The sequence below is a fragment of the Microbacterium sp. SLBN-146 genome (genome assembly GCF_006715145.1).
In the GTDB taxonomy this organism is placed as follows: Bacteria; Actinomycetota; Actinomycetes; order Actinomycetales; family Microbacteriaceae; genus Microbacterium.
Genome location: NZ_VFMR01000001.1, coordinates 249,619 through 263,669, shown reverse-complemented (window position 1 = coordinate 263,669; position 14,051 = coordinate 249,619). Strand labels below are relative to the sequence as shown.

The 14,051-nt window shown below is 71.0% G+C and carries 7 protein-coding genes; all 7 read left to right on the top strand.

What is annotated here, in order from left to right:
- The first annotated feature begins 38 nt into the window (after positions 1 to 38).
- Genes FBY39_RS01030 through FBY39_RS01000 form a run of 7 tightly spaced genes read left to right on the top strand, consistent with a single transcriptional unit; the run spans position 39 to position 13,954 of the window.
- Entirely contained in the window at positions 39 to 1,175 is a 1,137-nt protein-coding gene (locus FBY39_RS01030; RefSeq protein ID WP_141929825.1) for a serine/threonine-protein kinase, read from the top strand.
- Complete coding sequence (locus FBY39_RS01025; RefSeq protein ID WP_141929824.1) at positions 1,175 to 7,114, top strand: Ig-like domain-containing protein; 5,940 nt, start codon at positions 1,175 to 1,177, stop codon at positions 7,112 to 7,114. The genes FBY39_RS01030 and FBY39_RS01025 overlap by 1 nt, the downstream gene beginning before the upstream one ends.
- A gap of 37 nt (positions 7,115 to 7,151) precedes the next feature.
- Positions 7,152 to 8,117, top strand: coding sequence for a MoxR family ATPase (locus FBY39_RS01020; protein WP_141929823.1), 966 nt, complete (start codon positions 7,152 to 7,154; stop codon positions 8,115 to 8,117).
- Positions 8,114 to 9,484, top strand: a complete 1,371-nt coding sequence (locus tag FBY39_RS01015) for a DUF58 domain-containing protein (protein ID WP_141929822.1) — start codon at positions 8,114 to 8,116, stop codon at positions 9,482 to 9,484. The genes FBY39_RS01020 and FBY39_RS01015 overlap by 4 nt, the downstream gene beginning before the upstream one ends.
- Positions 9,481 to 11,982: a transglutaminase domain-containing protein gene (locus tag FBY39_RS01010; RefSeq protein WP_141929821.1), complete on the top strand. Its 2,502-nt coding sequence runs from the start codon at positions 9,481 to 9,483 to the stop codon at positions 11,980 to 11,982. The genes FBY39_RS01015 and FBY39_RS01010 overlap by 4 nt, the downstream gene beginning before the upstream one ends.
- A complete protein-coding gene (locus FBY39_RS01005) occupies positions 11,979 to 13,460 on the top strand; it encodes a DUF5684 domain-containing protein (RefSeq protein WP_141929820.1) in 1,482 nt (493 codons plus the stop codon). The genes FBY39_RS01010 and FBY39_RS01005 overlap by 4 nt, the downstream gene beginning before the upstream one ends.
- Positions 13,457 to 13,954, top strand: coding sequence for a hypothetical protein (locus tag FBY39_RS01000; protein WP_141929819.1), 498 nt, complete (start codon positions 13,457 to 13,459; stop codon positions 13,952 to 13,954). Before FBY39_RS01005 ends, FBY39_RS01000 begins: the two co-directional genes overlap by 4 nt.
- Positions 13,955 to 14,051 lie beyond the last annotated feature (97 nt).

Genomic DNA, 14,051 nt, shown 5'->3' with positions numbered 1-14,051 from the left:
TCATCGATCGGCGTCACATTTCTGGGGGAGGCGATCCGTTGGCCACACGCCTGCCTTCCGCCCCGCCGATCCTGCCGGGGCTCGCCTACATCCGGCCGCTCGGATCCGGCGGTTTCGCCGATGTCTTCCTCTACGAGCAGGACATGCCCCGGCGGGACGTCGCCGTGAAGGTGCTGCCGAGCGACGTGCGCGATGCCGACCTGCGGCGCATGTTCAACGCCGAGGCCGACGTCCTCGCACGACTGTCCGCGCATCCGGCGATCGTGACGGTGTATCAGGCCGGGATCTCCGCCGATGGGCGCCCGTACATCGTGATGGAGAACTGCCCGGGTTCGCTGGCCCGCCGCTACCGTCTCGAGCGCATCCCCGTCGACGAGGTCTTGACGATCGGAGTCCGGATGGCGGGGGCCCTCGAGTCGGCCCATCGCGCGGGAGTGCTCCACCGCGACGTCAAACCGAGCAACATCCTCATCACGACCTTCGGCGCACCCGTCCTCGCCGACTTCGGCATCTCGTCGTCGCTCGCGCGCGAGACCGCCGACGAGATGCTCGCGATGTCGATTCCGTGGAGTGCGCCCGAAGTCGTCGCCGAGCACACGGCCGGCACCGTCGCGAGCGAAGTGTGGAGCCTCGGGGCGACCGTGTACTCGCTCCTCGCGGGCCACTCTCCGTTCGAGCGCCGCGAGCGCGGGCAGAACACGAAGGAGCAGTTGCGGCGACGGATCGCACGGTCGACCTACACGGACATCCCGCGCTCCGACGTCCCTGCGTCGCTCCAGCGCGTCCTCGCGCGGGCGATGACGCGCGATCCCGCGCAGCGCTTCGCGTCGGCGGGCGAGTTCGCCCTCGCGCTGCAGCGCGTGCAGGTAGAGCTCGGCGGATCGCCGACACCCGTGGAACTCCCCGACACGCAGTGGGCGGCGCCCGCGGCGGTCGTAGACTTCGCCGACGACACCCTCCGCGGCCCCGCGCGTTCGCGCGTCGAGCACGCCGCGACCCGCAAGACGAAGCCGCAGACGGGGGTCGCCGGCCTCGCCCGCGATGAGGACACCGCGATCTCCGCGTCGTCGGCCGGTGGTCCCCGGCCGCTCGTGGTCGTCGCGATCGTGACGGGTTCGATGGTGGCCGCCGCGGTAGCCGTGGTCTCGGTCCTCGTGGCGACAGGGGTGCTCTGATGCGTCGGCGCACGGTCGTCGGCCTGGTCGCTGCGGCCGCCGCCGTCACCCTCGTCACGACGGCGAGCATCGTGTGGCCAGGCCTCGACGCCAAGGAAACGCCGCCCGTCGATGCATCCGTCTGGGCGCTTCAGACGAGCGAAGGGCGACGCTACGCGCGCGTCAACACGGCGATCGGTGAACTCGACACCGTGCGGTCGATCAGCAACCCCGATCGGATCGCCCACAGCGCCGACGCGACCTACCTCTTCAGCGACAGTCTCAGCAAAGTGACGCGCATCGATGAGTCGCTGCCCGTGGATCTCGACGACGAAGCGCTCAGCGCGTCGCGGTCGACCCCGCCGGGCACGGTCGTCGTCGCGACGGCGGGCGACTTCGTGGCGTACCTCACCGACGCGGGGACCGTCTTCGCCGGCCGGCTCTCCGATGAGAGCCCCGGCGCGCTCAACCCGTTCGCCGAAGGAACGGACGGTCCGTCGTACACTGCCGAAGCGATCGCGGTCGACGATCGCGGCATCCTCTTCGCGTACTCGCGCTCGGACGCCTCTGTGATGCGGTGGGACATCGCGTCGTCGACGGTCGTGGCGCGTGACGAACTGTCCGTCGGCGATCTGACGGATCCCGCGATCACGGCGGCTGGTGACGACTGGGCTGTCGTCGACGCGGCCGACGGGATGGTCTGGCGGCGCGGACAGGATTCCCCCGGCGTCATCGATGTCACGGGTGCCCTCGTCGTCGGCGAGCCCGACGCGGAGGGCGAAGCGATGTACGCGGCCGACGAGAGATCGCTCGTCCGGATCCCCGGCGACGGGAGTCCGCTCGGGGTCGACTTCACGACATCGCTTCCCGCCGGTGTCCCCGCCAAACCCGTCGTTCACGACGGTGACGTGTACGGGGCCTGGCTCGGGAGCGGCGACAGCGGCGGCATCCTGTGGCGGGAGGGCGGCACGACGCAGGACCTCGACTACGGCGACGCGGAGCTGGGGGACCAGCGCAGACCCACCTTCGTCGAGGGGCGCGACTCGATCCTCCTCAACGAGACGCGCTCGGGATGGGCGTGGACCATCCCCGACGGCGAGCTCGTCGCCTCGAGTCAGGACTGGTCCCTCGATGACCGCGTCGAGTCGGAGGCGATCCCGAGCGACGAGCAACTGCCCGTCCTGGTCGACCCCAAGCCGCCCATCGCGGAGCCCGACACCTTCGGGGTGCGAGCGGGAAGTCTCGCGGCGCTGCCGGTCCTCATGAACGACCACGACCCGAACGAAGACGTCCTGAGCATCGACGCGGCATCCGTCACGGGACTCGACCCGGCGTTCGGAACGGTGACCGTCACCGATGACGGCCAGCGGCTCGCCGTCCGCGTCGCTCCGGCCGCGCAGGGGACGGCGACCCTCGCGTACGCAGTAACCGACGGGACGGCGGAAGGCGGCCTCCGATCGCCGCCCACGACCGTGACGCTGACCGTGGCTGGTGCGAACGACAACTCCGCGCCGCAGTGGTGCGCCGTGCCGAGGTGCCTCCTGGAGTGGCCCGAGCCCGAGGTTGCACGCGGGGGCACGGTGACGGTGCCGGTCCTTCCCGGCTGGGTGGACCCCGAGGGCGACCCGATCCTCCTGCTGTCGGCCGTGCGCACCTCGGGGAACGGCAAGGTGGCGGCGACCCCGGCCGGCGACGTCGTGTTCCAGCACAGCGACGACGGCTCGGGCACGGACGAGAGCGTCGAGATCGCCGTCACGGTCGCCGACACCCGCGGAGCGACGACGACCGAGCGCCTCGTGATCGGTGTCGCCGCGCAGCCGACGATGTCCGTCCAGTCCTTCGCCGTCGTCGATGGCATCGGCGCGGGAACGACGGTCGACGTCGCTCCGCATGTGACGGGCACTGCGGGGACGATCTCGCTCGAGTCGGTTCGCGTGCTCGACGACGCACCGGCGTCGGCGACCGTCGTGGGGGGCACGACCGAGTTCGACTTCAGTGCGCGCTCTCCCGGTACTTATCGCGTGGACTTCACGGTGACCGACGGCCTCAGTGACGCCAGCGGGACGACGCGGATCACGGTGCTCCCCGAGGATGCGCCCCCGCAGCTCGCGACGGCTCCTGTCGTCGCCTTCGTGCATCCCCAGCAGGATGCCACGATCGACGTCTTCTCGGCGGTCTCCAACCCCACGAGACGTGTCCTCCTCCTGAGCGACATCGTCTCGACTCCCGATGCGGGCGCGTCACTGTCGGTGGACGCCGTCGGTCAGCACCATCTCCGCGTCTCCGGTGCGACGGCGACGGGGGAGCCCGGTCGCTTGGGCGTCGTCCGCTATACGGTGAGCGACGGGAGCGAGGACGAAGGCGCGAGCGTCGAAGGCGAGGCGACGGTGTACCTCCTTCCCGCCGCTCTCGAGCTGGCACCCATCGCGGTCGACGACACGGTCGTCGTGCGCGCGGGCGCGCAGGTCGACATCCCGGTCCTCGAGAACGACATCTCGCCCTCGGGGGGAAGACCGACACTCGATCCGTCCCGCGTCGTCGCCGACACGCCGGACGCCCTCGCTTTCGCGTCGGGAGACCTCCTCCGTTATCTGGCGCCCGACGAGCCGGGGGAGTACGCCATCGAGTACGCCGTCTACTCCACGGGTGCCCCTGCACTGGTGGATGTCGCGACCGTGCGCGTGGAGGTCCTCGCCGACGAGGCCAATCGTGCGCCGCTTCCCGAGACCCTGGAGGGGCGCGTCCTGAGCGGGCAATCGACGGTCATCGAGTTCGATCCGTTCGGGATGGACCCGGACGGCGACGTCGTGACGCTCGACCGCATCGTGACGCAGCCCGAGCGGGGATCGGCGGCGCTGTCCGCCGACGGCGCCTCCATCGTCTACTCGAGCGTCCCGGGAGATCGCGGGCAGCATTCGTTCACGTATCGCGTGATCGACCAATTCGGCGAGAGGGGTGAGGCGACCGTGCGGGTCGGGGTGCTCGACGCCCAGTCGAATCCGAGCCCCATCACCTACACCGACTACGTGCAGGTGCAGGCGGGGGTCGGCAACACGATCCGGGTGAGCCCGCTCGCGAACGACGTCGACCCCGTCGGTGGCGTCTTGACTCTCGGCGACGTCCGCCCCGACGTCCCCGAGTTCCTCGAGGACGGGACCGCGAGTCCCGAGTTCACGAGGCTCGAGGGTCAGATCCGTGCGCTCGACGACGCCTCCGTCGTCATTGCAGCGGGCACCTCCCCTGGAACGATGTCGTTCTTGTACGACCTCGAGTCCTCCTCGGGCAACACGGGCCGAGGTCTCATCGTCGTCAAGATCGTCCGCGAGAGCGTCCCCGACTATCCGGTCATATCCGACACGATCCTCACTGCCGAGACGCGCGACGACTTCCCCACCGGCGTCGACGTCCTCACCGGCAAAGTGGCCTGGTCCGGCGGAGACGCGGCCGACCTCGAGCTGTCACTGTGGGGCGATCCCCGCGGCATCGACGTCGACGGATGGGAGCTGAGCGGCTCGCTCCCCGCGCGGACGCGCATCATCCCGTTCGCCGCGACGGCCGAGGGGACGGGCGGTGACGTTACGACGTATGCGTTCCTGCGCGTCCCGGGAGATGACGAACTGACCCTCGCGCTGCGCTCCTCCTTCGTCGCGCCCGAAGCCGTCGAGCTCGAGTCGATCACGTTCGACATGCAGCGTCTTGTCGCCGGACCCCGCGGCAGCAGCATCGAGGTGGGCGACCAGGTCGCGGCATCCGGTGCGCGCGCCGACTCGACGTGCGCGCTCGAGTCGGGGACGACGGTCCGCTACGACGCCGGGGCGGGTGCGCCGTGGACGGATGCGTGCCGCGTCCCGGTGCGGATCCAGGGTCAGGACGACTGGACGTTCTTGTCCGTTCCGATCCAGGTGACGGCGCGCGACCCGCAGCCGATCCTGCGCGCCGCGTCGCTGACCGTGAGTCCCGGTGAGACGGCGACGTACGAGCTGCGCGACCTCACGACGTGGCAGCTGCGCGATGACTGGGAGAACCTCGTCTACGCGCTCGACTACTCGGGCACGTCGTTCGACGTCTCGCTCCGGGGCTCGATCGTCACGGTCACGGCAGCGGATGCCGCTGTCACGGGCACCGACGAAGCGGGCATCGTGTCGGTCACGAGCCACGCCGCCGTCGATCCCGTGCGGCTCATCCTGCGGGTTGGTCCCGCCCCCTCGACGCTTCCGCGGGGTGGCGCCGTGGTTCAGCAATGCTCACAGGCGAACGGCGCGTCGTGCACGATCGACGTCGTCGGCGGCGCGGGCGAGATCAACCCCCTGCCACGGACCCCTCTCCAGGTCGTCGGGGTGCGCGACGCCGGGGCCTGCGTCGGAGTGACGTTCACGGTGTCGTCGTCGCGCTCGGTGACCGCAGCGTGGGCGCCGGATGCTCCGGGCGCGACCTGCACGGTGGGCTTCACGCTCCAGGACGCGCAAGCACGCCGTACGGGCGGAGAGCGCGAGGGGCGTTTGACACTCGATCTGCTGGGATATCCGCAGGCGCCGGCGTCCGTCGCGCAGACGGGATACGCGGACGGCTCCTTGACCCTGCGGGTGGACCCCGGATCGGCGCAGCTCGCCTATCCCGCGATCAGCGGTTTCGTCGTGCGCACGAACGGCGCCGAGGTCGCGCGCTGCAGTGCCGACGGCACCTGCCCGCCCATCCCTGCGCCCAACGGGGAGCGACGCGTCTACGAGGTGACGTCGCTCAACGCCGTCGGTGCGTCCCGGAGCGCCGTCCGCACGGCGGCGTGGGCCTACGATCCGCCCGCGGCACCGACGTCGGTCACGGCGCGCCCCGTTCCCGCGGCCCCCGACGGCGGCGTCGTCGCACTCACGATCGAGGGCATCGATGTCGCCGAGACGGGGAGCGTCGAGATCTCCAGTCCCTCCGGCGAAGTCGTCCGCGTCCCGGTGAACGGCACACCGCGCCTGGAAGTGCCGATGTATCGCGTCGGGACGAACACGTCGTCGCCCATCAGCGTCACGCCCTACTCGAGATTCGAGCTTCCTCCGGGGCTCAGCGGTACTCCGACGGGCACGACGCTCGTCGGGCGGGGAAACGGCGTGGGGGCACCCGTGTCTCCGCAGCTCGTGCTGGAGTCATCGTCGCAAGGAGACGGCACCTCGACGGTGTCGGCGCGGGCCACGGCGCAATCTGGTGGAGACGGATCCTCGCTGCGCTACGGGATCGTTCCGGACGGCGCGCGGTGCACCGTGTCGGCGGGCGGAGCGACGGCGACCTTCCCGGGTCTCCGCGACGGCGAGGAGTACCGGTTCGTCCTGTGCGTCGAGTCGTTCGTCGGCGACGTCTCGTTCGGGCGCACCGAAACGGCCGCGAGCGTCCGGGCCCAGCAGGCGGGCCGCGCGCCGCGAGGCTACACATTCGTCGTCGACTCCGCGCCGGACATCGGCGACGGACGTGCGCAGTGGATCATCCGTTCCGATCCGCAATCACCCGAGACGCCGCCCAACCGCAATCGCGTGCAGTTCGAAGGCTTCCCATCAGGCGTCTTCGGTGCCGATCCGCTCATCCGCGCGCGCTACGTCCACGAGATCTGGCAGACGGTGACGCCCTGGTCTCCCGTCAGCCCACGGGCCGGAAGCGCGCCGTATCAAGTGCAGGCGAGCTGGAGCGTCGAGTCGTGCGTCGGCGGCGGCCAGCTCGTGCCGCGAGGCTCGTCGTCGAACGCTCCCGACGGCTCGGGCGCGACCATCGCTTTCGGCCCGCAGGCACTCCTCTACTACGACGTCAACGGTGCCCTGTTGCCGCACGAACCCGACACCTGGACTGTCCCCGTCGGCGCCGTGTACGTCGAGGGGATCGCGGTATCGGTCCAATGGCTGCAGCCGTGGGGTCTCGCGCCCGCGTCGACGACCTTCGGGGCGACGTGCAACCCCAACATCCCCCCGCCGGTGGCCGGCGGATGACAGACCTGACGACTTTCGAACGAACGAGGATGCCGCGATGACCATCACCCACGATCAGGCGACGTGGTTCGCTCAGACGTTCGCCCAGCTCGCCGACAACGTCGAGCGGGCTGTGCTGGGCAAGCGCCTCGCCGTCGAGCTCGTGCTGACGGCGATGCTCAGCGACGGTCACGTGCTGCTGGAAGACGTCCCCGGGACGGGCAAGACATCGCTCGCGCGGGCGATGGCCCAGTCCGTCAGGGGGACCAACACGCGCATCCAGTTCACTCCCGATCTCCTCCCCGGCGACATCACGGGGATCAGCGTCTACGACCAGAAGCAGGGTGTCTTCGAGTTCCACGCGGGTCCCGTCTTCGCCAACATCGTGCTGGCGGACGAGATCAACCGCGCGTCGCCCAAGACCCAGTCGGCGCTCCTCGAGGTCATGGAGGAAGGGCGCGTCACGATCGACGGCATCTCCCGGCCGGTCGGTGCTCCCTTCCTCGTGCTCGCGACCCAGAACCCCATCGAGCAGGCGGGGACGTACCGTCTCCCCGAGGCGCAGCTCGACCGCTTCATGATGCGGACGTCCCTCGGCTACCCCGATCACGCCGCCACGGTGCGGATCCTCGACGGCGCGGCCGTCCCGACGGAGGAGCTCCCTCCCGTCATCACGCCCGAGGCGCTCGTGGGGATGGCCGATCTCGCGGCCCAGGTGTACGTCGACGCACTCGTGCTCGACTACATCGCCCGACTCGTGGATGCCACGCGGTCGGCCGACGAAGTGCGGTTGGGCGTCAGCATCCGCGGCGCGCTGGCGCTGACGCGCTCGGTCCGCACGCGGGCCGCATCGCAGTCGCGCACGTATGCGACTCCAGACGACGTCAAGGCGCTCGCGGTCGCCGTGCTCGCGCACCGCCTGATCCTGCATCCGGAGGCCGAGTTCGACGGTGTGACGCAAGAGGCGGTCGTCGGCCAGGTGCTCCTCGACGTCGTCCCCCCATCCAGGCGCGAGAACGAATGAGTCTCACCGACACGCGCCTCACGCGCACCTCAACATCGTCGGGGACGGACGGCCGCACGCACGCGACGTCTGTCACGTCGACCTCGGTCGCGTCGCGTCGCCTCGTGGGCGTGGCGGTCGCCCTGACGCGCGCGTGGCGAGCCGTTGCGACATGGTCGACGCGGGCGTTTCAGTGGGCACGACGCACCGTCCGCCCCGCGGGCGTCCTCGTCGTGCTGGGTGCCACGGCGGGTCTGGGCTTCGGGATCCTCTTCGGCTGGGTCGAATGGATGGTCGCCGGCGCGGCATCCCTCGTCCTCCTCGCTGCGAGCATCCCGTTCCTCTTCGGCTCGCGCTCGTACGACGTCGGTCTCGTCCTCCAGCACGAACGCATCGTGTCGGGCGACGACATCGCGGGAGAAGTCGTCGTCCGCAACCACGGGACGCGCCTCGCCCTCCCGGGTCGCATCGACATCCCCGTCGGCGCGGGACTCGTCGAGTTCGGAGTGCCGCTCTTGAGGCCGGGCCACACCGTCTCGCAGCCGCTCGAGATTCCCGGCCTCCGGCGCGGAGTCGTCGTCGTCGGGCCCGCGACGACGGTGCGGAGCGACCCCGTCGGCCTGTTCCGGCGCGAGCACGCCTTCGCCGACGAGCACGAGGTGTACGTCCACCCGCGGACCGTGACGCTCCCGACGACGAGTTCGGGCCTCATCCGCGACCTCGAGGGCAGCGCGACGCGACGGACGGTGGACGCGGACATGTCCTTCCACGCGATCCGTCCCTACGTGTCGGGCGATTCCCGGCGTCACATCCACTGGAAGTCGACCGCCAAGACCGGACGCCTCATGGTGCGGCAGTACGAGGAGTCCCGCCGGTCGCACATGGCGATCGTCCTCGGGGTGGCGCGGCCCGAGTTCGCCGACGACGACGAGTTCGAGCTCGCCGTCTCCTGCGCGGCATCCCTCGGCCTGCGTGCCGTCCGCGAGGCCCGTGATGTCGCTCTCGTCACCGGCTCGGAGATCCCTCGCGTCGTGAAGAGCCGCATGCGCGCGATCCGGCATCTTCCGGCGGGCTCGCCGCGCACCCTGCTCGACGGGTGCAGCACCATCGAGCGGTTCGACAACACCATGAACGTCGTCGACGTCTGCCGACTGACCTCGGAGTCGACCGAACGCGTGTCGATCGCGTTCGTCGTGGTCGGCTCGACCGTGTCGCTCTCGACGCTGCAGCAGGCCTCGCTCGCCTTCGCGGCGGACACCGCCGTCGTCGCGGTCGTGTGCGATGAGCGGGCCCACCCGCGCGTGCAGACGCTCTCGGCCCTGACCGTCATGACGGTGGGGACGATCGACGACCTCTCGGGACTGTTGCTGCGGGGAGCGTCGACGTGATCCGCGGGACGAGGCGAGCGGATGCCGCGCCGTCGCGCTTCCGATGGCAGCCGAGCATCGTCGCCGGCTCGCTCTTCGCCGTTGCGATCGTCGTGACGTCGGCTGTCGCGGCCTGGCCGATCTACCGGTCGTCGTCGTTCGTCTTCCTCGTGGTCGTCGCCTCCTTCCTGGCCGCGGGCATCTCGGCGGCCGCGCGCGTGCGACGGTGGAGCGGGTGGCTCGTCGCGTGCGTCGTGCTCGGCACGTTCCTCCTCGTCGGCATTCCGCTCGCGGTTCCGTCACGCGCGGGCTCGCCCGCCGCCTGGGCGACGGGCCTCGGCGAGCTGACGGCGGGTATCGCGGTCGCGTGGAAGGACCTCCTCACGGTCGATCTGCCCGTCGGCTCGTACCGGAACCTCCTCGTTCCCGCCCTCGTCATCTTCCTCGCCGGCACGTGCGCCGTGCTCCTGCTGTCGTGGCTCGACGGGCGACGCGCGTACCTCGCGCTCCCCGTCGCCCTCGCGATGCTCTCGTTCGGACTGTTCTTCGGCCGGTCCGAGGTCAGCGCGCCGCTCGCGATCGGTCCTCTCGAGGTCCACGCGCCCGTCGAGACGGCGCTCGGCGTCGCGAGCATGATCACATGCCTGCTGTGGCTCTCGTGGCGCGCCTACGACGAGCGGATGCACGCCCTCAAGCGCGCGGCCGTCTCGAGCGGCGTGCGCGTCTCACGGCGCGCGACACCCGCCGACCGCAGGCGAGCGGGACTGGGCGTGGGGATGCTGGCGCTCGCCGTCATCGCCGCGGTCGCCATCGTCCCGTTCGCGGCGCGGGGGGCGGATCGCGACGTCCTGCGCAGCGCCGCGGGACCCGATCTCGAGCTGTCGCGCGAGTTGAGCCCGCTGGCTCAGTACCGATCGTTCTTCGCCGACGAGGCCATCGATCGCGTCCTCTTCTCCTACACCGCCGGCGATGCCTCCCCCGAGCGGGTGAGGATCGCGACCCTCTCCGACTACGACGGATCGGTCTTCCGTGTCGATGCGGCGGAAGACCGATTCGTACGCGTGCCGTCGGCCCTCGATGCAGGGTCGGGCACGCCCTACGAACTCGAACTGCAGATGGGGGAATGGCCGGAGCTGTGGATGCCGACGGCGGGTCGGCTCGCGAGCGCCGAGTTCCGCGGCGACAGAGCAGCGGTCCTCGCCGACGGGTTCTACTACAGCGTCGACGCGGCGGCCGGGCTCGCGGCCAATGGTCTTGCACCGGGTGACTCGATCCGCCTCGTGGGCGCGGAGCCGGAGACATCGCCGCTGGAGTCGCTCGAGGCTCCCGGGGCGGTCGAAGGCGTCGTCGTTCCGGAGAGCGTCGAGCGCTGGGTCGCCGAGCACGCCGAGGGCACGGACGGTGCCGCGCTCGCGGGACTCGTGACGCTCCTCCGCGATCGCGGCTACCTCAGCCACGGTCTCCGCACGGATGCCGAGGAGGATCCCGCGTGGACGCAGGAGCTCTCCGACTACGAGTTCCAGCCGAGCGTCTCGGGACACTCCCTCGCCCGCATGGACGCGCTCTTCTCGAGGTTGCTCGAGCGTGAGAACGACCCGCGCGCCGACAGTTCGGGCAACTACGTCGCGGCGGTCGGTGACGACGAGCAGTTCGCCGTGGCGGTCGCCCTCATCGCACAGGAGCTGGGCTTCCCTTCCCGTGTCGTGGTGGGCGCGCGGCTCGCCTCCGACGATCCGTCCGTCGCCGTGTGCGCCGACGGACTCTGCCGCGCGCAGGATCTGTCGGCGTGGACCGAGGTGCGTTCGGCGAGCGGCGAATGGACACCGGTCGATGTGACCCCCCAGTACGCCCAATCGCCGAGCCTCGAGGTCACGCAGCAGCGCGACCCGGAGGTCGTCACCGAAGTGCGGCCGGACGTCGTCGATGAGATCGTTCCGCCCGAACCCGTCCAGCAGGATGCCCTCGTCCGCGACGCCGACGACGAGCAGGCGGCGACGGATCTGTCGTGGCTGTGGCCCGCCCTGCGCGTATCGGCGATCGTGCTTCTCGTGCTCCTGCTGGTTGTGGGTCCCTTCATCGCGATCGTCGTGCTCAAGTCCGTCCGCCGCCGGTCCCGGCGCGAGGTCGGAACGCCGGCGGACCGCATCGCGGGCGGGTGGGACGAGTACGTGGATGCCGCGATCGACGCGCGACGCGACATTCCGGCGGCTGCGACGCGCACCGAGTTCGCCCGTGCCCTCCAGGCCGGTTCCGCCGAGGAGTTGGCGCTCATCGCCGACCGCGCGGTGTTCGCGGCCGACTCCGGCGACGTGGGACCCGACGACGCCGCCGCCTACTGGACGCTGGTCGAGGCCGGACGACATGCAATACTTCGAAACGACACCGCCTGGCGACGACTGCGGGCAGCCGTATCGTTGAGATCGATCATCCGCCCGCTGGCGCCCGCATCGGGCACCCGCACGCTCTTCTCCGAGAGGGGGCGGCGCCGGGGCCTCCAGCCCGCGCGCCCGACGACATGAACGTCTTCGCAGACACCACCACCGCCGCCACGGCCGGCGTGGTCACGTTCCTCGTGTTCGCCGCGGTCTACGTCTGGACCGCGCTGGCCCTCGCCGCAGTGTTCCGCAAGTCGGGCGAGGCGGGATGGCAGGCATGGGTTCCGATCCTCAACTCCGTCGTGCTCTTCCGCCTCGGAGGTCAGTCGCCCTGGCTGCTCCTGCTGCTTCTTATACCCGGTCTCGGTGCCATCGCGGTATGGATCGTGCAGATCGTGGCGTGCCATCGCATCGGTCGGGATTTCCAGGTGGGCCCGGGTATGACGGTGCTCGCGGCACTCCTCTTCCCCGTGTGGGCGTCGGTCCTCGGATTCGGCTCGTCGCGCTGGGTGGGCGAGGAGGAGGAAGCGGGTCCGCGCAGAATCGGCGACACCGCTCCTCCTGTCGAGCCGGTCTCGCAAGAGTCCGCCGAGTCCGCCGAGCCCGCCACCGCGACGCCCGAGCCGGTCCTGCGTCCCGATCCCGTCACACCGATCGGCGAGCTCCCTTTCCACGCGCGCTCGACGCACGTGAGCGCGCCCGATCCCGTCTTCTCGACGTCGTCCGAGGCCGTCGCCCCGCCCGCCCCTGCCCCCGGACGCCCGACCCCGTTCGCGCCGACCGCACCCTCCGCCGAGTCCTTCTCGGGCCCCGTGCCCCCGCGCGCGGTGCGCTCCGGATCGCCCGTGCCGCCCCCGGCGGGAGGCTGGGCGGCCCCCGCGCAGAGCGAGGAAGCCGCGGTCGACGACGATGCGGATGCCGCGGGCCCCGCTCGCCGTCGCGGCGCCTACGACCCGACGCTCCACGTCGTCGAGGACACCGGTGAGGTGACGGGCGCCGTCACGGGTGCCCCGGCACCGCTCGCGGCTGTGCCGTCCGCCGATCCGCTCTTCCTACCCCCGGTCACGCGAGTCCCGCTGTCGGAGCCGCGGTCCGCCGCGGCGGAACCCTGGGCGCCGTCCCGGTCTTCCGAGTCTGATTCGTTCGCGGAGACCTCGGGGCCCGTGTCGGCGATCGCGGGCGCGCCGGATGCCGGGTCACCCCGCTCCGCGCTGTCCTCGGTGTCGGCGCAGAACCGTCGACCGCAGATCCCCGACGACGTGATCGAGGAGACCATCATCGCGCGGCGGCGCCGCACCGACTGGTCGCTTGTTCCCCCCGCGGGCGGACCCGTCGCGATCGGCGCCGAAGTCGTCCTGCTGGGGCGGCGCCCGACGGCCGATCCCGCGCACCCGGGCGCGCAGCTCATCTCGATCGATGACGGCACCGTGTCGAAGACCCACGCACGGCTCGAGCTGCGTGACGAGAAGTGGTTCGTCACCGATCTGAACTCCACCAACGGCGTCGTCTTCGCGACGCTGCTCGGTACGGAGGTCGAGGCGACGCCGGGTGTCGCGATCGAAGCGGGCGATCGGTTCCTGCTGGGCGATGCCGAGATCCGGCTCGTCCGGAGCACCGAGTGATCGACGACCCCGACGACGAGAAGACGGCGCCGTCCCGGCGGTCTGGTGGGTCAGCGGACGAGCCCGACGACCGAACGCACGTGCGCCGGCGCGCCGTCGGGGGTTCTCCGGCCCACGATCCCGACGACGGCTCGACCGTCGTCGCCCGCAGGGAGTCGCGGCGCCGCGCGGCGTCTCCGCCGCAGACGGGAAGCACCCCCCTGTCGGTGACGTCACCGCCATCCTCGACGGGTGAATCCGCTCCGGCTTCCGCCGCGAGGGTCGAGGATTCGCCACCGCCCGTCTACCGCCCACGCGCTGTCCCGCCGTCGGTGGCCCACGAGCGGCCGTCATCTCCGTCCTCGCTCCAGAATCGCGGCACGCGCGAGGTCAGCCGCGCGCGCCGGTCGGGGCGTCGGTGGCGCCGCATCCGTGTCGCGATCGCCGTGGGCGCGGTCGTTCTGGTCGTCCTCGTGGTGGTCCTCCTCGTGCTCGTCACGCTGACCTGGGCCTGACGGTCAGGTCGCGATCGGGCGAGCGCGCCGTCACGTGACGATGCCGTCACGTGAGAATGTGGAGGTCGTCGTGCACGCTGCGACCGTGCCGCTAGCG